This window comes from Pseudarthrobacter sp. NPDC058119 (genome assembly GCF_042884655.1).
Lineage (GTDB): Bacteria > Actinomycetota > Actinomycetes > Actinomycetales > Micrococcaceae > Arthrobacter.
In genome coordinates, this window is the sequence record NZ_JBHVTN010000009.1 from 139,115 (window position 1) to 157,219 (window position 18,105).

Annotated in this window: 14 protein-coding genes; 8 read left to right on the top strand and 6 right to left on the bottom strand. The window is 62.1% G+C overall.

Going from position 1 to position 18,105, the window contains the following annotated elements; all coding sequences use genetic code 11:
* Positions 1–143: 143 nt before the first annotated feature.
* A complete protein-coding gene (locus ACFVTD_RS18430) occupies positions 144–1,493 on the top strand; it encodes an MFS transporter (protein WP_387565717.1) in 1,350 nt (449 codons plus the stop codon).
* Positions 1,494–1,570: 77 nt separating this feature from the next.
* A complete protein-coding gene (locus ACFVTD_RS18435; RefSeq protein ID WP_387565720.1) occupies positions 1,571–3,250 on the top strand; it encodes a thiamine pyrophosphate-binding protein in 1,680 nt (559 codons plus the stop codon).
* Positions 3,251–3,954: 704 nt separating this feature from the next.
* Here the strand turns inward: ACFVTD_RS18435 and ACFVTD_RS18440 are convergent.
* From ACFVTD_RS18440 to ACFVTD_RS18455, 4 genes are all read right to left on the bottom strand, one after another.
* On the bottom strand, positions 3,955–4,644 hold the full coding sequence (locus tag ACFVTD_RS18440; protein ID WP_387565723.1) for a GntR family transcriptional regulator: 690 nt from the start codon (positions 4,642–4,644) through the stop codon (positions 3,955–3,957).
* A 61-nt stretch (positions 4,645–4,705) separates the two neighbouring features.
* Positions 4,706–5,863: a CaiB/BaiF CoA transferase family protein gene (locus ACFVTD_RS18445; RefSeq protein WP_387565726.1), complete on the bottom strand. Its 1,158-nt coding sequence runs from the start codon at positions 5,861–5,863 to the stop codon at positions 4,706–4,708.
* Positions 5,860–6,732 carry an HpcH/HpaI aldolase/citrate lyase family protein gene (locus tag ACFVTD_RS18450; protein WP_387565729.1) on the bottom strand — a complete coding sequence of 291 codons (873 nt, stop codon included), beginning with the start codon at positions 6,730–6,732 and terminating at the stop codon, positions 5,860–5,862. The genes ACFVTD_RS18445 and ACFVTD_RS18450 overlap by 4 nt, the downstream gene beginning before the upstream one ends.
* Positions 6,729–7,301, bottom strand: coding sequence for a MaoC family dehydratase (locus ACFVTD_RS18455; RefSeq protein WP_387565732.1), 573 nt, complete (start codon positions 7,299–7,301; stop codon positions 6,729–6,731). Before ACFVTD_RS18455 ends, ACFVTD_RS18450 begins: the two co-directional genes overlap by 4 nt.
* A 163-nt stretch (positions 7,302–7,464) precedes the next feature.
* Between ACFVTD_RS18455 and ACFVTD_RS18460 the strand changes: the two genes are divergently transcribed.
* Positions 7,465–8,640 (top strand): acyl-CoA dehydrogenase family protein, encoded by a 1,176-nt coding sequence (locus tag ACFVTD_RS18460; RefSeq protein ID WP_387565735.1) that lies wholly within the window; start codon positions 7,465–7,467, stop codon positions 8,638–8,640.
* 494 nt (positions 8,641–9,134) lie between these two features.
* On the opposite strand, the gene ACFVTD_RS18465 is transcribed toward ACFVTD_RS18460, so the two are convergent.
* The gene (locus ACFVTD_RS18465; protein ID WP_387565738.1) at positions 9,135–11,975 is read right to left on the bottom strand and encodes an FAD-binding and (Fe-S)-binding domain-containing protein; all 2,841 of its coding nucleotides are present in this window, start codon (positions 11,973–11,975) and stop codon (positions 9,135–9,137) included.
* Positions 11,962–13,680 carry an IlvD/Edd family dehydratase gene (locus ACFVTD_RS18470; RefSeq protein ID WP_387565876.1) on the bottom strand — a complete coding sequence of 573 codons (1,719 nt, stop codon included), beginning with the start codon at positions 13,678–13,680 and terminating at the stop codon, positions 11,962–11,964. Before ACFVTD_RS18470 ends, ACFVTD_RS18465 begins: the two co-directional genes overlap by 14 nt.
* 84 nt (positions 13,681–13,764) lie before the next feature.
* Between ACFVTD_RS18470 and ACFVTD_RS18475 the strand changes: the two genes are divergently transcribed.
* From ACFVTD_RS18475 to ACFVTD_RS18495, 5 genes are read left to right on the top strand one after another with little or no spacing between them, the layout of a single operon-like run.
* Entirely contained in the window at positions 13,765–14,556 is a 792-nt protein-coding gene (locus ACFVTD_RS18475; RefSeq protein WP_387565740.1) for an IclR family transcriptional regulator, read from the top strand.
* Positions 14,553–15,461 (top strand): SMP-30/gluconolactonase/LRE family protein, encoded by a 909-nt coding sequence (locus tag ACFVTD_RS18480; protein WP_387565743.1) that lies wholly within the window; start codon positions 14,553–14,555, stop codon positions 15,459–15,461. Before ACFVTD_RS18475 ends, ACFVTD_RS18480 begins: the two co-directional genes overlap by 4 nt.
* Positions 15,458–16,318: a fumarylacetoacetate hydrolase family protein gene (locus tag ACFVTD_RS18485; protein ID WP_387565746.1), complete on the top strand. Its 861-nt coding sequence runs from the start codon at positions 15,458–15,460 to the stop codon at positions 16,316–16,318. The genes ACFVTD_RS18480 and ACFVTD_RS18485 overlap by 4 nt, the downstream gene beginning before the upstream one ends.
* Positions 16,315–17,322, top strand: a complete 1,008-nt coding sequence (locus ACFVTD_RS18490; protein ID WP_387565748.1) for a zinc-binding dehydrogenase — start codon at positions 16,315–16,317, stop codon at positions 17,320–17,322. Before ACFVTD_RS18485 ends, ACFVTD_RS18490 begins: the two co-directional genes overlap by 4 nt.
* A 13-nt stretch (positions 17,323–17,335) precedes the next feature.
* Positions 17,336–18,076 carry an SDR family NAD(P)-dependent oxidoreductase gene (locus tag ACFVTD_RS18495; RefSeq protein WP_387565751.1) on the top strand — a complete coding sequence of 247 codons (741 nt, stop codon included), beginning with the start codon at positions 17,336–17,338 and terminating at the stop codon, positions 18,074–18,076.
* Positions 18,077–18,105: the final 29 nt, after the last annotated feature.

Genomic DNA, 18,105 nt, shown 5'->3' on the forward strand with positions numbered 1-18,105 from the left:
AAGTTGAGATTGGGATCACATGCTGTTCACTATATCGGACAAAGTGGTCCGATATAAAAGAAAAGGTCGACAACCCGGACTACCAGCCACTAGCAGTCCGCTGAGGTGTCGACGACTGTCCTTCTAGTGATCAACGGGTGACAATGACTGTCTCGCTTGACAACCACAACCTTCTTGAGAACCGTTCGCTAACGAAGCGTGAAAAGCTGAATCCTATGGCCCGCCGTGCTTTGGCGGCCGGAACGGTCGGTACCCTCATTGAGTGGTATGACTACGGGCTATATGGCGCAGCTTCCGCCCTCATTATCGGTCCTCTCTTTTTTTCTGAACTCAGCGGCTCCGCCGGTGTACTCGCTGCTTTCGCTACCTTTGCGGTCGGCTTCTTTATTCGCCCCCTGGGTGGGCTGGTGATGGCCCACTTCGGCGATAGGTACGGCCGGAAGCCTGTCCTGATCGCCACGATCGTTCTGATGGGCGCCGCAACAGTCCTGATGGGGCTGCTTCCGACTTTTGGCCAGATCGGGATCTGGGCGCCGATTCTCCTTGTTGTGCTTCGTATGCTTCAGGGCGCAGGCGCCGGTGCTGAGCTTGCCGGGGCAATGACCATGGTCGCTGAGAATCCGCCAAACAGCCGCCGGTCCTACCTGACCTCGATACCTAACCGCATACCAGCTCGCGCTCTTTTCATTGCCCTTCTTGCCTACCTGGCTGTGTCTTCGCTTCCTGAGGCTGACATGCTGGGCTGGGGCTGGCGCATCCCATTCCTGGCGTCGGGTGTTCTCTTCGTGGTCGCGCTCTACATCAGGCACCGGCTTGAGGAAACCCCGGAATTTGTCCAGGCCAAAGAGAAGTCGCTCGAAGAAGCCAGCAAGCACAAGGTGCCGCTCGTCCAGCTGCTCCGGACCCACCCACGCGAGGTCATTTTTGGTGCTCTGTCAGGTAGTACGCATAACGGCAATTTCTACGTGCTCACTGCCTTCTCTGTCACCTACCTGACCACCCAGGTGGGAATGACCAAAACGGAAAGTCTGGCGGCGATGGCGACAGCATCCCTTTGCGCCTGCCTCAGTGCACCAATCATGGGGAACATTGCCGACCGGATCGGGGCGCGGAAGATGTACGCATTCAGCGGCGCGGCCCTCGCCGTTCTGGCCTTCCCCCTGTTTGCCGCACTCAACACCGGAAACATGCTCGTCATCTGCGCCGCGATGGGTGCCTGCTCGATCATCGTCTTCGGGTGCGGCGCCGGTGGTCAGGGTGCGTTCCTCGCCAACCTTTTCCCGACTGAATACCGCTTCAGCGGCATCGCCATCACGAGGGAACTCAACGCTATGGCCGTAGCCGGTCCAACACCCTTTATCGCGACGGCCCTTGTTGCGGCCCTTCACGGGGCGCCGTGGCTTGTTGCCGGGTACCTGGTGCTTTGCGGCGTGGTCACGTTGGTATCCGTCCTGGCCGTCAAAGACCGTTACGGAAAAGCCGGAAAAGACTGAGACATTCACGCCGTGCCGCAACATCCAAAAGAGGGGCGCTTTGCCTGCTCAAAGACCAAAAGTTGAAAGAGAACCATATGCAAGTCCATTCGAAATCAGTCTCTGACGCAATCGCTGACGTCGTCGTACAACGCAGCGACCTGACATTTGGGGTCATGGGTAACGGCAATGCGCATTTCGTAAGCAGCCTTACATCGCGCGGCGCTAAGTATGTCAGCGCCCGCCACGAAAGCGGCACGGTGATGATGTCCCAGACCTACAACCTCGCCAGCGGCAAACTGGCTACAGCCACCACGACGTACGGCCCCGGGTTTACCAACGCGATGACGTCTCTGGCCGAAGCGCGCTTGGCGCGGGTTCCGATGGTCGTCGTCGTTGGTGATGCACCAACCTCCGGGAAGCGAGGCCAGGATGTTGACCAGGTACTGGCAGCCCGGGCACTTGGGATAATGACTTTCGTCGTCGGCCCGGAAAATGCCCAGGTCCTCACGGAGAAAGCGTTCAACCTGGCTGAAAAGGACCGCGTCCCGGTCATCGTCGCCATCCCCTACGACCAAGTGGCAAAGGACCTTGAAGAACAGGTCGACCTGTTTAGCGATACCGACTACAGCGGGGTTCCTCCGAGAGAGCGCGCAGGGCAGGCGGAGCCGGATGATGTGCTCGTTGGTCGCGTGGCCGCAGCCTTGGAGCAGGCAGAACGACCCCTGATCATCGCCGGGCGCGGAGTACATCTGAGTGGTTCCGGGGCGGTTCTCCGGGAAGTTGGAGACCGTGTCGGTGCCCTCTTCGCCACGAGTCTTATGGCTCGCAACGTTTTCGATTCACCGTGGGATCTCGGGATCGCGGGTGGTTTCTCGGCGCCCAAGGCAGCAGCGTTGATGGCGGCAGCCGACGTGGTCATAGTTGTCGGTGCCAGCTTGAACCTCTACCAGATGCGCTACAACACCCTTCTGACCGGAGCGAAAGCCATCTTCCAGCTGGATCTGCTCCCGACCGCAACGCACTCCCAAGTCACCGAGTTCATTCAAGGAGACGCATGGATCTTCGCCGGCAAACTGCTGGAACGAGTCACGGAGAAAGACCCAGGATGGCGTTCCGCCGTGGCAGATGACATCGTGGATCTCTTGGCCGAACCCGAACCCGTCAACGAAATGGGCCCGGATGGGCGCCTGGACCCGCGGGCGGTGGTCAAGCATCTGGCCGAGATCCTCCCGGTCGAACGAACCGCAGTCCAGGACACCGGGCACTTCATGGGCTGGGTCCCTCGATACTGGCCATCTCCGGACCCCGAAGGAATGCTGCTGCCAGGGTTGGCGGTGCAGAGCATTGGACTCGGCATATCCTGCGCAGTGGGAGCAGCCCACGCACACCCGCAGCGGCTGACAGTCCTGGTCTGCGGCGACGGCGGCGCGTCCATGGGCCTGGCAGAACTCGAGACTCTCATCCGCAACGTCCGCCGGGGAATCATGATCGTACTCAACGACGCAGCCTACGGAATGGAAGTTCACCAGTACGCAGTCAAGGGCCTCGACGAAGCCGGCATGGTATTCGACGAAGTCAACTACGCTGCGATCGCACGGTCCATGGGCGCAAAGGCAATCAACGTCCGCAGCCTTGCCGATCTGACGGACGTCGAACAGTGGCTCTCGAGCGACTCCCAGGGCCTGCTCGTCCTGGACATCGCAATCTCCAAAGAAGTGGTCGCCGACTGGCTCAAAATGAGCAACGCCTACTACTCAACGCCATCAACTGTGTGAACGACGAAATCGACGCCATATTGTGGTCGGGGTGAGTGCTGGCTTCAGGGCCGCGCTCACCCCCGACGCTTTTTGGACGTCAAAGGCCAAACCGCGGCTGAAACACCAGCCTCGCTTGGTCCTCTGGGAATCTAAGGAATAACCGGTGAATGACGCACCCAGCGCAACCATGTCGATCATCTCGTCGGCTTTGAGACGGGAGCGTTAGCTCGCGGCGTAGTCGCATCTGGAGGTTGGTACTGGAAACCCAGCATCGAAACCCTGTGGGCTCCGCGCTCGGAATCTTCTTGATGGACTCATAGCGCCAAGTCCGACAGGGTCTGTTCTCATCCGAACAGCAAAGGGAGCCCGGGGAATGGCAGAAGCGGCAAGCTTTGGGCAACATTACTTTCACCGGCAGTGGCCGGCATCCCGTTGGGACGTCCTCGTGGCGGATGTAGAGCCGGGGCGACCGCGGTTGGCGGACTCTCACACTGTTGGAGACGTTTGGCACGTCATGTTGTTCTCCGAGGCCGTCAGATGTAGCTATAGAGCTTCAGGCAGGCGATCGCTATACGGGCGACACCCTCCACGTTCTTGAAGCGCTCGAAATAACACGTTTGCTGCCTTGATAAGCGAGCATCGGTAGTGCGGTCCTTGCCGTTGCGACAGGCTGGAAGTCCTGCCGGTGGCCGGCTGCCGTCACCGGACCGGCCGCCGGTTCTTCAAGCACTGGCCCGACCGGAGGTCTGAACCCGGTCATCAAAGTTGGCGGCCAAAAGCTCGCCAGAGTGGATGATGTGGCTAATCATCGCTGCCCGGGCCTTTTCGCCGTTCTTGTTTCGGAGACCGTTTAGCAACTCGTCGTGGTCATCGAGTGTCGCCTGGGGCCACCCGGGGATCGAAGAGTAAAACTTCCGGGGGACGTATCGTGTCATTAGACTCAGCGCCCAGATGATCTTGCGGGCACCTGCCATGCGGTTGATGTGCCGATGGAAAGCATGATTCTTCTCTTCCAGAACCCCGTGATCATTTCTGTGAGCCGCAGCGATCAATTCATGGTGCAGGGCTTCTAGCTCGGCAATATCTTTCGCCGATGAGTTGGCCGCCGCGCGGGCCGCTAACTCACCGGCGATCAGGGCCTGAACCTGAAACAAATCGCGGATATCCTGCCCGGTCAACGGTGCTACCAGGAAACCACGGCGGGGTAGCAACTCCAGGAACCCTTCGACACGGAGGGCCTGGAGTGCTTCCCGGGCGGGAGTGGTCGAGATGGCCAATGCCTGCCCGATGAACTCCGGGCGCACTGTCGCCCCGGGAGGCAACTCACCGGACATGATGAGCCCACGGACGTACTCGGCAGCCTCATCGCTGAGCTGCCTGCGACCACGTCCGTCGCTGGTGCTGGTTGCCATTCGTTTCTCCTGATGTCTCCGCCCAGAATAGGTCACGCTGAGTGTCGGAGCGATTTCCGACCTAACCGTTATGTCTAGCGGCCGAAATACCCAGTTCGGCCAACACTTTATCTGTATGTTCCCCCAGCTCCGGCACAGGCCCCATCTCATACCCCGTCTCGCGTGCAGTGACGGGAGGGATGAGACTGCGCAAAGGTCCGACGGGTGAGGCAACGTCGCGCCAGCGGTCGCGCGCGAAGAGCTGAGGATGTGACGAGAATCCGTGCATGTCCCGCAGTTCTGCGTTGGCAATGGCCGCGGCGTCCAATCGGGCCACCACTACACTCGTGCCGAGCGCTCCAAGAACAGAATTGATCTCCTCGTGGAGCGCCTGCCGGTTGTCTACCCGGGCGGCATTACCAGCGAAACGTGCGTCGTTGGCCAAGGCTGCGTTCTCCAGAACACCTGAGCAAAAGTTCGTCCACTCCCGCTCGTTTTGGATGCCAAAGAATACCGTGCCGTCCGATGTCTCGAAGGGACCATACGGAGCGATGCTGGCGTGCTGGGCGCCGCTGCGGCCGGGAGGCTGGCCGCCGTACTCAGCGAAGAAATAGGGCTGGCTCATCCACTCCCCCATGGCTTCGAGCATGGAAATTTCCAGCACATCCCCCCTGCCGGTATTCGTTCGGCTCAGCAGAGCAGTCAGGATCCCTGAGAAGGCATACATCCCTGCGCAGATGTCGGCAATGGAGACACCCACCTTTGCAGGATCTTGCTCCGTTCCAGTCACGCTGGCGAGCCCTGACTCACACTGAACCAGAAGATCGTAGGCCTTTTTTTGCTCGTAAGGACCGCCCTTCCCGTACCCCGAAACTGAAACGTGGACTAGCCGCGGATTCAAAGCAAGGGCGTCGTCAGGGCCGAAGCCCAGACGCTCCACCGCCCCAGGAACAAGGTTCTGGACGAGAATATCGGCCTTCGCCACCAGTTGGCGCAACGCCGTGACTCCCTCATCGCTCTTCAAGTCGAGAACAACACTCTCCTTGCCGCGGTTCAGCCACACGAAGTAGCTGGCCATGCCTTTGACTTTGGTGTCATAGCCGCGCGCGAAATCGCCAGTGTCACGTTCGATTTTGATGACCCGGGCTCCCAAGTCTGCCAGCTGCCTCGTAGCGAAGGGTGCTGCAACGGCCTGTTCCAATGAAACGACGGTGATTCCCTCAAGTGGCAAACGTGTCACGCGACTTCCTTCCTCGAGCGAGTGATAATCCTTTGAGCCCGTTCCACGACTGGCCGGTCGACCATCTGGCCGTTGATCTGGCTGGCGCCGTCGCTGGCGGCGACAACCGACTTAGCCCACTGCACTTCCTCATCGGTGGGGAGAAAAGCGGACCTGACGGTGGAAATCTGACCCGGGTGTATGCAGAGCTTCCCGGCGAATCCAAAACCACGACCCAAGCGTGCAGACAGATCGGTTTTTTCCTCATCCCGGATGCTGACCGACGGCGAATCCAAAGGCCCTGCGATGCCGGCCGCCCGTGATGCCACCACCAGGGCACTGCGTGCGTAGTCCAGAAATCGATCGTCACTGTCCGCATCAATATCAAGGGCGTAGTCGATGGCACCGAAAGCCAGCCTGGAAATACCGCGGATCAGGGCAAGCGCCGGGGCGTCGAGTACGCCGGCTGCTGTTTCGATCAAGGCAACCACCGCCAGCCCGGCCTGGTCGCAGCGGCTCGCGAGAGTGCGCAGATCTACGCTGTCTTCGGCCTTCGGAACCACAATGCCGAGCAGCCCATGGTGGCCGGTGGACGTGAGGGACAACAAAGCATTCACCTCGGTTTCAAAGTGTGCCGAATCCTGAGGGTTGATCCGCACCAGCGCCCGTACTGGGGATGAAGGTGATGAAAGCTCCGCCACCGCAGCGGAAAGCGCCTCAGACTTGGCACCGGGAGCGACGGCATCTTCTAGGTCGATGATGACGACATCGGCCCCGGACCCAAAAGCCTTCGCGAACCTTTCGGGACGATCTCCCGGGACAAAAAGGGCAGTCAGTGCGGACGCAACCACTTCATGCGCAGTGGCGGGCACTTTGGAGACGGTATTCATGCCGAAACCGCCGGCGGCAGCGAGGCCTCGTCAGGGCGGAATGATGCAACTGAGGGAAGATGTCCCTGACGGTAGACCATGAAGGTCCGCCGGTAACTGATCACGATGGCGCCATTCTGGTTGTAGCCCTCCGTGGCTACCGTCACCAGGCCCAGTTGCGGACGTGAACTCGAGGGACGAACGGCGAGTACTTTGGACCGGGAATAGATGGTGTCGCCCTCGTACACTGGTGTGGGCATGCGGACTTCGTCCCAGCCCAAATTTGCGAAGACGTTCATGGACAGATCCATGGTCGACTGGCCGGTAACCAGCGCGAGGGTGAACGTTGAGTTCACCAAGGGCCTCTTGAATTCCGTCTTAGAAGCAAAGTTTGCATCCACGTGGGTTTTGGAAACGTTCTGTGTGACCAACGTGAACCACTGGTTGTCAGTCTCCGTGACGGTCTTGCCAAACGGGTGATAGTAGATATCCCCCTCCTGGAAATCTTCAAACAGTCGGCCTTCCCACCCTTCGACTACGCGCCCCGCAGACCCGGAAGCTTGTTCAAGCACTTCAATCACCCTCTCCATTGAGCAAATATATTTTGTTTCCGATGCGATACTAGAGGCTAGTGCGCCACACCAACAAGGTAAACCAGTACAAATCTCCCCGAGACCAGAGCTAGATGAAGCCCTGTCGAAACTTAAATATATTTTGTACAGTGGGCTCTGACCCATCAAACAAGGAGCAACGATGCCCACTTCTTCCACCCAGACAGAGCAGCTGCGGCAGAAGACACGCGAACTGTGCGAACTCTTCCCGGACGACTACTGGCGCGAGACGGATCGCAACCGCCGGTATCCCCAAGAGTTCGTCGATCGACTGACGAAGGAAGGTCTACTGGCAGCCTTGATCCCGGCCGAATACGGCGGCCTGGGCGTCGGGCTTGCAGAAGCCAGCGTCATTATGGAAGAGATCAATAAGTCAGGAGGTCACTCCGCCGCATGCCACGCCCAGATGTACACCATGGGCGCTCTGCTCCGGCACGGAAACGAAACCCAGAAGAACGCTTACCTGCCGGGAATCGCCACCGGAGACCTGCGCCTGCAGGCGTTCTCCATTACGGAAGATGCGGCAGGGTCGGATACGACCAGTATTGAAACAGCTGCACTGAAGGACGGGGACGATTTTGTCATCACCGGACATAAGAGCTGGACAAGCCGGATTGATGAGTCTGACCTGGCGTTCGTCCTTGCTCGAACATCGGAGAAGCCTTCCGGCCAGGGTGCGGACCGTACCCATGGCCTAACGCTTTTCCTCGTGGACCTTCGTCAGGTCCGTGCCGAACAGCCTGAAACTCTTCAGGTTGTCAAAGTCCGCACAATGTTTAACTACGCGACCAACCAAATTTTCTATAGAGGAATGCGCGTGCCCGCCTCAGCTGTCATCGGCGAAATTGGCAAAGGCTTCCGCTATGTTATCGACGGGTGGAATGCAGAGCGCATCCTCCTGGCCTCCGAAGCCATCGGCGACGGGTATTGGTTTACGGAGCGCGCGGTAGACTACGCCAACAAACGGACCGTTTTCGGTCGCACGATTGGAACCAATCAAGGCGTCCAATTCCCTATCACTGACGCGTATATGAAAGTCCGCGCTGCAGACATGATGCGCTACGAAGCCGCGCGCCTCTTTGACGCAGGAAAACCTTGCGGCGCAGAAGCCAACATGGCAAAGCACCTTGCCTCGGAGGCAAGCTGGGCGGCAGGAAACGCCTGCCTTGACACCCACGGCGGATACGGTTTCGTGGATGAATACGACGTCGAGCGCAAGTTCCGTGAGACCCGCATGTTCCAGGTCGCGCCCGTCAACAACAACATGATCAAATCATTCGTCGCAACCAAGGTACTGGGACTCCCCCGTTCGTACTGACATCAGCTGATGAGTATGCGGACGTCTTTCGACCGGCACCTTTCTAAAGCCGAGTCAGGCCGCAGTCGAGATGGTGTCGCTATACACAACGAACTGTGCGTATTGCGTTGCGACTGTTGCGGAAGGTAGGCGCGGGGGTCGTCACCATGGTGATGATGCTGAATTGTGCAGGAGCCATCGTCTGCACAATTCAGCATCACGCGCTCACTCCGCAGTCACTGCTCCGGCAACCATGAGGCAGCCAGCGCAAGTGCACCTCTTCCTTCTTCAGCCTTGTACCTCGGTTCTGGACTTTGACGTCGATGGTTAGCACTGAATGGGCCGGCGATATAGCTGCCGGCTGCCGCGCCCAACCTGATTTCGCCCATTATCCTTTCAGCTTCTGCGGGGCTGCCGGGTGCGGCTATGAGCGTTCCAGCAGGGCGCCATCATCGAGAAGGGGCGGCATCAAATACGACGAGGGCGGCTTTGTGGCCGGTGGTGGCGAGGTTGGCTCAAGCAGGGTTGCCGGTCGGGCCGCTGACACCGTCGAGCACTTCCAGGACGTGCCGGTAGGGCACGCCTGCGGCACGGGTCATTCCGAGTTCGCATGTACGATTCAGCGAGGCGTGTTCGACTGAAGCAACACGTTGGACGTCTGCTATCTCGGGGGCGGTCGCCGATTCGGTGAGCTCGGGGTGGAGCATGCCACGGTCGCCTGCGAAGGCACAGCAGCCCCAATCGTCAGGGACGACTACTTCGACGGCCGCTGCGGATGCGACTCTTAGGAGAGCTGGGTTCACCCCGAGCCTGGTTGAGGAGCACGTCGGGTGGACGGTGAGCGACTCAATTTTGGGCGATCCTGCGGGCAGTGATGGAAGCACGTATTCATCGACGAATGAGACGGCGTCGATGACGTGGATACCGAGTTCACCAGCGGATTCCAGGAGCACCTCAAGTCCTTCAGTGCAGGAGGACGCGTCGCAGACAACCGGCAGGACGCCGCCGAGAGTCGCGCGTGCCAGGGATGCCGCGACTCGGTCCTTCATTTCGGCGTAGCCCTGCGTAAGCCCTTTCGATTTCCACGGAGTGCCGCAGCACAACGAGGGCAGGTCATCGGGCGTCGTGAGCTGGATTCCGGCGCGGCTGCAGAGCCGAAGGAATGATTCGGCGACGCCGTCGCTGTCACCGGCCGGGCCGAACATCGTCGTGGTACAGCTTGAGAAGTAGACGGCTGCGGCGTCGTTGTTCGCGAACACCCGGCGACGAGTACCTCCCGGTGGCAACTCCGCGGTGTAGCTGGGCACTATGTCCTTGCCTAGCACTGCGCGCCCGACCGCCGTAGCTGCAGCCGGCAACGCGGCAGGCATTCGATCGGTCACGCTGAGAGCGAGGCCGCCAACCCTGGTGACCAGATCCCAGTGCTTAGCGGCCGCACTCCACCCTGCCTGCGCCAGTCCACTTTGGCCCTCGGCTCGGAGCCGGCGCACTAAATCCCCGGTGTTGATCAGCACCGGACACGCGGTCTGGCACATCCCATCGACCGCGCACGTCTCGACGCCGTCGTAACGGTATTCACGTTCCAACTCGGCGACAAGTGCCGTGTCCCCGGCAGCCTTGGCTCGCTCGAGCTCTCGGCGAAGTACGATCCGCTCGCGTGGGGTCAGGGTTATGTCCTTTGATGGACACGCGGGCTCGCAGTACCCGCATTCGACACACCGGTCCACTTCGGTTTCGACGGTAGGAGCGGACTTCAGATTTCGCACGTGCTCGTTTGGGTCGTCAGTAAGAATAACGCCCGGGTTGAGGAGCCCTGCCGGGTCGAATAGCTTTTTCACCGAGCGCATTACGTCGTGGAGCTCGTCCCCAAACTGACGTCGCACGAATGGTGCCATGATGCGGCCAGTTCCATGCTCGGCTTTGAGGGTGCCGCCTTGCCCAAGCACGAGCGCGACCATCTCTTCGGTGAATGCTTCGTACCGTTCGAGCGATGCCGGGTCGTCGAACCGTTCGTTGAGCATGAAGTGGATGTTGCCGTCCTTGGCGTGACCGAAGATGACGCTATCCTCGTACCCGTACCGGTCGAATAGTTGGACCAGCTCTGTGCAGGTCGGCAGCAGGTTCGCGACTGGTACGGCGATGTCCTCGAGCAGCGCGGTCGTCCCTGACGGTCGGTTGCCGGCGACAAGGGTAAACAGACCTTTGCGGATATGCCACAGGGCGGCGCGGCGGGACGGGTCGACGCTGAGCTCACCTGGGTTGAGCAGCGGCAACTCCCGGAACACCTCGGGTGCGTGGGCGAGGCGAAGTGCAAGGTCCTCGGCCGTTTCCTCCTGGTACTCAACGAGCAATGCGGCATGATTGACCACATCTAGAGCGAGTAGGTCACTGGTTGCCTCCGGGTCTCGCTGTGCGACACGCAGGCTCGTCGCGTCCATCAGCTCGATCGCCGCGAATCCTGCGGCCACGAGCGCTGGTAGCGCGCTGGTAGCGAGGGCGAGGTTGCGGAAGACTAACAGGCCGGTCGCGAGGTGGGTCTTCAAGGGAACAGTGCGGAACGTTGCCTCGGCCACGAACGCCAGCGTGCCCTCGCTGCCAATCACGAGGTGTTCGAGGAGGTCGATTGCGCGGTCGTGGTCAAGGAACGTATTCAGCCCGTAGCCCATCGTGTTCTTGATCCGGTAGAGCGCGTTTATGCGTTCCACCGAATCCGGGTTCGCGCGGATTCGGTCGCGGAGTTCGAGCAGTCCGGCATGCAGCCCGGGTTCGGCGAGCTGAAGCAGGTCGTCCGCGTCAGTCAGCGAAGTGTCCACGACGGTGCCGGACGGCAGCACAAGGATCGCGCTGTCAAGGGTGCGGTAGGTGTTTTGCTCGATGCCGCAGCACATGCCACTGGAGTTGTTCGCTACCACGCCCCCGATCGTGCACGCGATCTCGCTGGCCGGATCGGGGCCGAGCTTGCGCTTATAGCGCAGCAGCCGAGTGTTGACTTGGCGGACGGTCGCGCCGGGTCCGGATCTGACCCGTTCGCCGTCGCTGAGCGGCTGAACGGAACGGAAGTGCTTGCGGGTGTCAACAAGGATTCCGTCTGTTCCCGCCTGTCCACTAAGACTGGTCCCTCCGGAGCGGAACGTTACCGGCACACCGAACCGGCGGGTCGCTGCGAGTACAGCGGCGACTTCCTCGATGCTCGACGGCGTGACTACTGCCTGCGGGGTAAGTAGGTAATGCGAAGCGTCGTGAGCTGAGGCCAGCCGGTCTGTGGCGCGGGCGCCGACATTGCCGACGGCATCCCGGAGCGCAGCGAGGAGCGCGCTTTCGGGCGCGGCCAGCGTGTCGGGTTCAGTGCGACTCACGGGTGACCTTCGATCCGCTGCCGCCGACGAGGAAGTCGAGGTCGGCTCCGGTGTCGGCCTGACGTACGTGGTCGACGTAGAGGCGTTCCCACCCACGACGTGGCTTGGCGAATCCGTCGAGGGTCGCCTGGTTCGTGCTGCGGGCCGCGATTTCGTCGGCGGGCACTTCAAGGTCGAGTTTTCTGGCGCTCACGTCGAGAGTGATCCAGTCGCCGGTCTGTACCAGTGCGAGAGGGCCACCTGCTGCTGCCTCCGGGGTCACGTGGAGCACGACGGTGCCGTAGGCGGTGCCGGACATCCGGCCGTCGCAGATGCGGACCATGTCGCGCACGCCTTGTTCGAGGAGTTTCTTGGGTAACGGCATGTTCGAAACCTCCGGCATGCCAGGGTAGCCCTTCGGCCCGCAACCCCTGAGCACCATCACGCTGTCGGCATCGATGTCGAGGTCGGGGTCGTCGATGCGCGCATGGAAGTCCTCAATCGAGTCGAACACGATCGCCCTGCCCCGGTGCTTCAGCAGGTGCGGGGATGCCGCGGACGGCTTGATGATTGCCCCGCCCGGTGCAAGAGTCCCCCGCAGCACGCTGATTCCGGCAGCTGGCTGGAGTGGGGCATCCCGCGGGGTGATGACCTCCGGATCCCAGATCTGGGCCGCATCGAGATACTGCACGAGTGGCTTGCCCGTAATCGTGAGTGCGTCAGGGTCGAGTAGGTCCCGCACCTCGCGGAGCACAGCGAGAAAACCGCCGGCCCGGTGCAGGTCGTCCATCAGGAAAGCGCCCGATGGACGCAGATTTACCAACAGCGGAACTTCTGCGCCGATGCGATCAAAGTCGTCCAGAGTCAGGTCGATGCCCAAGCGCCCCGCGATCGCGAGTAGGTGCACGACCGCGTTAGTGGAGCCTCCGATCGCCGCAAGCGCGACGATCGCGTTGTGGAAGCTCCCCTTCGTGAGGAACGTTGACGGTCGACGATCAGCCTTGATGAGCTCGACGGAGAACCGGCCGGTCTCGTGTGCCGCCTCGAGAAGGCGGGCGTCAGGTGCCGGTGTGCCTGCCAGTCCCGGAAGGACCGTCCCGAGCGCCTCGGCAACGAGAGCCATCGTCGACGCCGTACCCATCGTGTTGCAATGCCCCTTGGATCGGATCGTCGCGGACTCGGACCTCAGAAAATCTTCCTGGCTAAGCGTGCCGGCGCGGACCTCCTCGCTGAGGCGCCAGACGTCGGTGCCGCAACCGAGCGCCTCGCCGCGGAAGTGCCCGGTCAGCATCGGGCCGCCAGGCACGACGACGGCGGGCAGGTCGACGGAAGCGGCGGCCATCAGCAGGGACGGGATCGTCTTGTCGCACCCGCCGAGGAGAACCACGCCGTCGATCGGATTCGCGCGGAGCATTTCCTCGGTCGACATCGCCGCCATATTCCGCCACAGCATTGCGGTAGGGCGCACTTGGGTCTCGCCAAGGGACACGACCGGGAGCTCAAGGGGGATCCCGCCTGCCTCGTAGATGCCGTTCTTCACCGACTGAGCAACCTCGTTTAGGTGCGCATTGCACGGCGTCAGGTCGGACGCCGTGTTCGCAATCGCGATCTGCGGACGACCCTGAAACGCACTGTCCGGGACGCCACGACGCATCCACGCTCGATGGATGTAGGCGTTACGGTCGTCACCCGTGTACCACTCTGAGCTTCGCAGGTCTTGAGCCATCTTTTTCAACTCTCGAAATATAGTATTAACAACTGAAATTGTGATAAGCATATGTTCTCAGGCAAGAAAGGCAAGTACCGGAACATGAACGACATCGAGGGCGGCACACCCCGCAGGCTGGTCGGGGCGGATCGTGTGCTGGCCGTACTGGTCGAGCTCGCGTCGATGCCCACGGGTGGCACGCTCGACGAGATTGCTGGACGTCTCGGTCAGAACAAGGCGACCGTGCACCACGCGCTGGGAACCCTGGGTCGCGCCCGGCTTGCCACAAATGACGCGCGCGGACACTACATCCTCGGTGACGAGTTCCTGCGGCTCGCGTTTTCGCACCACGAGGCCCGGCCCGAGGACCCGCGCATTCAGCCGATCCTGCGCGCCTTGGCCGATCGGTTTGGCGAAACGGTGCATTATGCCGTCCTCGACGGCCGTGACATCGTCTACCGCGCTAAGCTCGACGCTCCTGCCGGCGCCGTGCGTCTGACCTCGACCATCGGCGGCCGCAACCCGGCGCACTGCACGGGCGTCGGCAAGCTGCTGCTCGCTCACCGGCTTCACGATCGCTTGTCCGTCGAGCAGTGGGTTCAGGCCGAAAAACTCGAACGGCGGACCGCCCAGACCATAACGACTGCGGCGGGCTTGCACACCGAACTCGAGAGAATCCGGCAGGTCGGGTACGCCGTCGACGACCGTGAAAACGAGGACCTCGTCAATTGCCTCGCGGTCCCTCTCTACTCCGGACCGGGGGGTGAGCCGAGAGGCGCGGTCAGCATCAGTGCTCTCGTGCACCGCACCCCGCTTACAGACCTCGTCGACGCGGTCGACGAGGTCTACACGATCATCAACCGCAACACGAGAGTGGAGGCCGCCCGAGCATGACCACCACCGAACTGCTCGTCGCTACCGAGGACCCCTACGTCCTCGCCGAAGGCCCGTTCTGGGATGCCCCCCGCGAACGACTGCTCTGGATCGACGTCGAGGCCGGGCTTGTACTCGCGGGGACGCTCGCCGAAGACGGCACCATCACTGTCGCGGAGAGTATCTCATTCGACGGCAAGGTCGGCGCCGTCGCAGCCTCCGAACCTGGCGACTGGATTATTGCCCTCGATGGCGCACTGGTCCGTCGCCGACCGGACGGGCTGATCGAACCTGGGCCCGACCTCGTCCCGGCGGGCAGCGGCCGCCGCCTCAACGACGGCAAGCCAGACCCGCATGGCCGCTTCCTCGTCGGGTCGCTGCGGATGGACGGCGCATCTGACACCGAGCACCTCTGGGTTGTTGACGAACACGGTGTGCAAATCATCGACGAGGACCTCAGCCTGTCGAACGGACTCGCCTGGTCGACCGATGGGGCTACCTTTTACAGCGTTGACACCGAGCGGCGGACCGTGTTCCGGCGTTTCTGGGACGTCGCATCTGGCGAAGCCGGTACTCGCGAAGCACACATCCATTTCGCCGACGGGTACCCCGACGGAATGACGATTGATGCGGAGGGCCACCTATGGATAGCGGTCTGGGGCCTCGGCCAGGTGCACCGCTATTCTCCCGCAGGCGAGCTCGTCCGGGTGATCAACGTCCCTGCCCCGTTCACATCGAGCGTCGGGTTCGCCGGCGCCGATCTCGCCACGCTCGTGATCACGACTTCGTACCGCGACCACGACGAGGCCGGCCGAACCGCGTATCCCAATGCCGGCCGTCTGTTCACGATCCGGCCGGGCGTTGTCGGCGCACCGCAACCGCTCTGGTCGGGACGAATCCCCCATGCCACCGAAAGGACCTCATGAAACTCCTCCGCGTCGGACCCGCTGGGTCCGAGAAGCCCGCCGCCCTCGCTGACGATGCGCACTACATCGATCTTTCCGACGTTGTCGCCGACTTTGACGAGGCATTCTTCGGCGCTGACGGCCTCGAGCGAATTCGGCCGATCGTGGCCGAACGCATCGCCGCCGGCGAACTGCAGCCGCTGGGGGACGTGCGCATCGGCGCTCCCATCGCGCGCCCCCATCAGATCCTCTGTATCGGATTAAATTACAGTGACCATGCTGCTGAGACTGGCCAGGCGGTACCTACCGAACCGATTCTGTTCACCAAGTCGCCGAACACCTTGATCGGCCCGCACGACGATGTTCGCATCCCTCGCGGGTCGACCAAGCCGGACTGGGAGGTCGAACTCGGCATCGTGATCGGGAAGCGCACCAGCTACCTCGCGAATGTCGACGATGCCAAGGATGTCATTGCGGGGTGGGTCGTCGTCAATGATGTTTCGGAACGAGCGTTTCAGATGGAGCGCGGTGGCCAGTGGGCCAAGGGTAAGTCGGCCGAGACGTTCAACCCGGCCGGTCCGTGGCTCGTTACCACCGACGAGGTCCCCGACGTCCTCGACCTCGGAATGTGGCTGGATGTTTCCGGCACCCGCCGTCAGACCGGGTCGACGTCGACGATGATTTTCGACCCGTATTTCATAGTTCACCACCTTAGCCAGTTCATGGTGCTCGAACCTGGCGATCTCATCAACACCGGTACCCCGCCCGGCGTTGGCATGGGCTTCTCACCGCAGGTGTGGCTCCAGCCCGGCGACATTATGGAACTAGGCATCGACGGCCTCGGCCGCCAGCGCCAGCGTGTTCTGGGACCGCGATGAGGGCGTTCGTCATCCGCGGTCCCGGTGACGCAGGGGTGGAGCATGTCGCACCGCCCGTCGCAGGCCCAGGTGAGGTCGTCGTAGACGTCGCCCGCGCTGGCGTGTGCGGCACCGACATAGAGTTCTTCACTGGCGAGATGCAGTACCTCCATGAAGGCCATGCCGCGTTTCCGATGCGGATCGGCCACGAATGGGCCGGAATTGTGACCGCCGCAGGTGAGGGCGTTGACCGGAGTTGGATCGGCCGGCGTGTCACCGGCGACACCATGCTCGGTTGCGGTGTCTGCGGCCGGTGCCGTGACGGGCGCCAGCACGTGTGCGAGTTCCGTACCGAACTCGGAATCCGTGGTGGTCGTCATGGCGCTCTCGCCGAGAACGTCTCGATTCCAGCACGTGCCCTGCATGAGTTGCCCGACGCGGTTGATGATGCCATGGGTGCGATGGTCGAGCCGGGCGGCAACGCCCTCCGCGCGGTTCGTGGCGCAGGGATCCGCCCAGGTGACCGGGCACTAGTGCTCGGCGCTGGAACAATCGGCCTGCTCGTCGCAATGTTCGCGCGCGCCGAAGGCGCAGACGTCCACATCGTCGGTCGCAGCGCCCGATCCCTCGACTTCGCCAGGACACTCGGTTTCGAGTACGCGGTGACTGCCGACGAGCTCCCTGACCATCCCTGGGACGCCGTGATCGACGCATCGAACGACCCCGCGCTGCCAGCCCGTGCCGTTGACCTTGTCGAGCCCGGCAAGCGGGTTGTGTATGTCGGCCTAGCCGGGAGCCCGAGCCTCGTAGACACCCGCCTCATTGCCCTTAAGGACGTCACCACGGTCGGCGTGCTAAGCGCCTCCGGCGGCCTCAAAGGCACCATCGACGCATACGCAAGCGGTGCCGTCGACCCCCGCCCGCTTATCGCCGCCGAGGTCGATCTGGACCACCTCGCTCCGGTGCTGTCCGGCATCCGCCCTGCCGGTGCCGGCGCAGGGCCCAAATTCCACGCCGTCATCTGAACTGGAGAACCACATGACTGACTTCACCGGCCTCGTCGCCGTTATCACGGGCGGCGCCAGTGGCATCGGCGCCGCCACTGCCCGCGAACTCTTGGGCCGCGGCGCCCGTGTCGCGGTGCTCGACCGCGACACCACCGGCGCTCCAGAGGGAACCCTTTCCATCGTCGCCGACCTGACAGACGCCTCAGCCGTCGTCGCCGCAATCGCCCAGGTCGCCGAGGAACTCGGCGGCATCGATGTGCTCGTAAACAACGCTGGCATCGGCGCCAGCGGCGACATCGCCGCGAACTCCGATGAGGAGTGGCATCGGGTCCTCGATGTGAACGTGGTATCCATCGCCCGCGTCACCCGCGCCGCCCTCCCCTGGCTTCGGGCGTCGCGGCATGCGGCAATTGTGAACACCTGCTCGGCGGTCGCGTTCATCGGGGTCGCGGATCGTGCACTCTACTCGGCATCCAAGGGTGCCATCGCAGCATTAACCCTCGCAATGGCGGCCGACTACGTCGGCGAAGGCATCCGCGTCAATTCCGTCGCCCCTGGCACTGCCGACACGCCGTGGGTCGGCCGTATTCTTGCGGCGACTGAAGCGCCTCAAGAGGCGGCTGACGCCCTCCGCCGTCGACAGCCCATCGGCCGGCTCGTGACGGCCGAGGAGGTGGCGGTCGCGATCGCTTCCCTCGCCACTCCTCTCGCCGCATCAACGACCGCTACTATGCTTCGCGTGGATGGCGGTATGTCATCCGTACGCATCTGAGGCTTCTGGTCCATCACTGCGATACGTCG

What these genes read in the sequence shown, in the direction of transcription:
- ACFVTD_RS18430 (WP_387565717.1), top strand. Translation starts at nt 144, where the DNA reads ATGACTGTCTCGCTTGACAACCACAACCTTCTTGAGAACCGTTCGCTA.
- ACFVTD_RS18450 (WP_387565729.1), bottom strand. Translation starts at nt 6,732, where the DNA reads ATGAATACCGTCTCCAAAGTGCCCGCCACTGCGCATGAAGTGGTTGCG.
- ACFVTD_RS18495 (WP_387565751.1), top strand. Translation starts at nt 17,336, where the DNA reads ATGACTGACTTCACCGGCCTCGTCGCCGTTATCACGGGCGGCGCCAGT.
- ACFVTD_RS18490 (WP_387565748.1), top strand. Translation starts at nt 16,315, where the DNA reads ATGAGGGCGTTCGTCATCCGCGGTCCCGGTGACGCAGGGGTGGAGCAT.
- ACFVTD_RS18470 (WP_387565876.1), bottom strand. Translation starts at nt 13,680, where the DNA reads ATGGCTCAAGACCTGCGAAGCTCAGAGTGGTACACGGGTGACGACCGT.
- ACFVTD_RS18460 (WP_387565735.1), top strand. Translation starts at nt 7,465, where the DNA reads ATGCCCACTTCTTCCACCCAGACAGAGCAGCTGCGGCAGAAGACACGC.
- ACFVTD_RS18475 (WP_387565740.1), top strand. Translation starts at nt 13,765, where the DNA reads ATGAACGACATCGAGGGCGGCACACCCCGCAGGCTGGTCGGGGCGGAT.
- ACFVTD_RS18435 (WP_387565720.1), top strand. Translation starts at nt 1,571, where the DNA reads ATGCAAGTCCATTCGAAATCAGTCTCTGACGCAATCGCTGACGTCGTC.
- ACFVTD_RS18455 (WP_387565732.1), bottom strand. Translation starts at nt 7,301, where the DNA reads ATGGAGAGGGTGATTGAAGTGCTTGAACAAGCTTCCGGGTCTGCGGGG.
- ACFVTD_RS18440 (WP_387565723.1), bottom strand. Translation starts at nt 4,644, where the DNA reads ATGGCAACCAGCACCAGCGACGGACGTGGTCGCAGGCAGCTCAGCGAT.
- ACFVTD_RS18485 (WP_387565746.1), top strand. Translation starts at nt 15,458, where the DNA reads ATGAAACTCCTCCGCGTCGGACCCGCTGGGTCCGAGAAGCCCGCCGCC.
- ACFVTD_RS18480 (WP_387565743.1), top strand. Translation starts at nt 14,553, where the DNA reads ATGACCACCACCGAACTGCTCGTCGCTACCGAGGACCCCTACGTCCTC.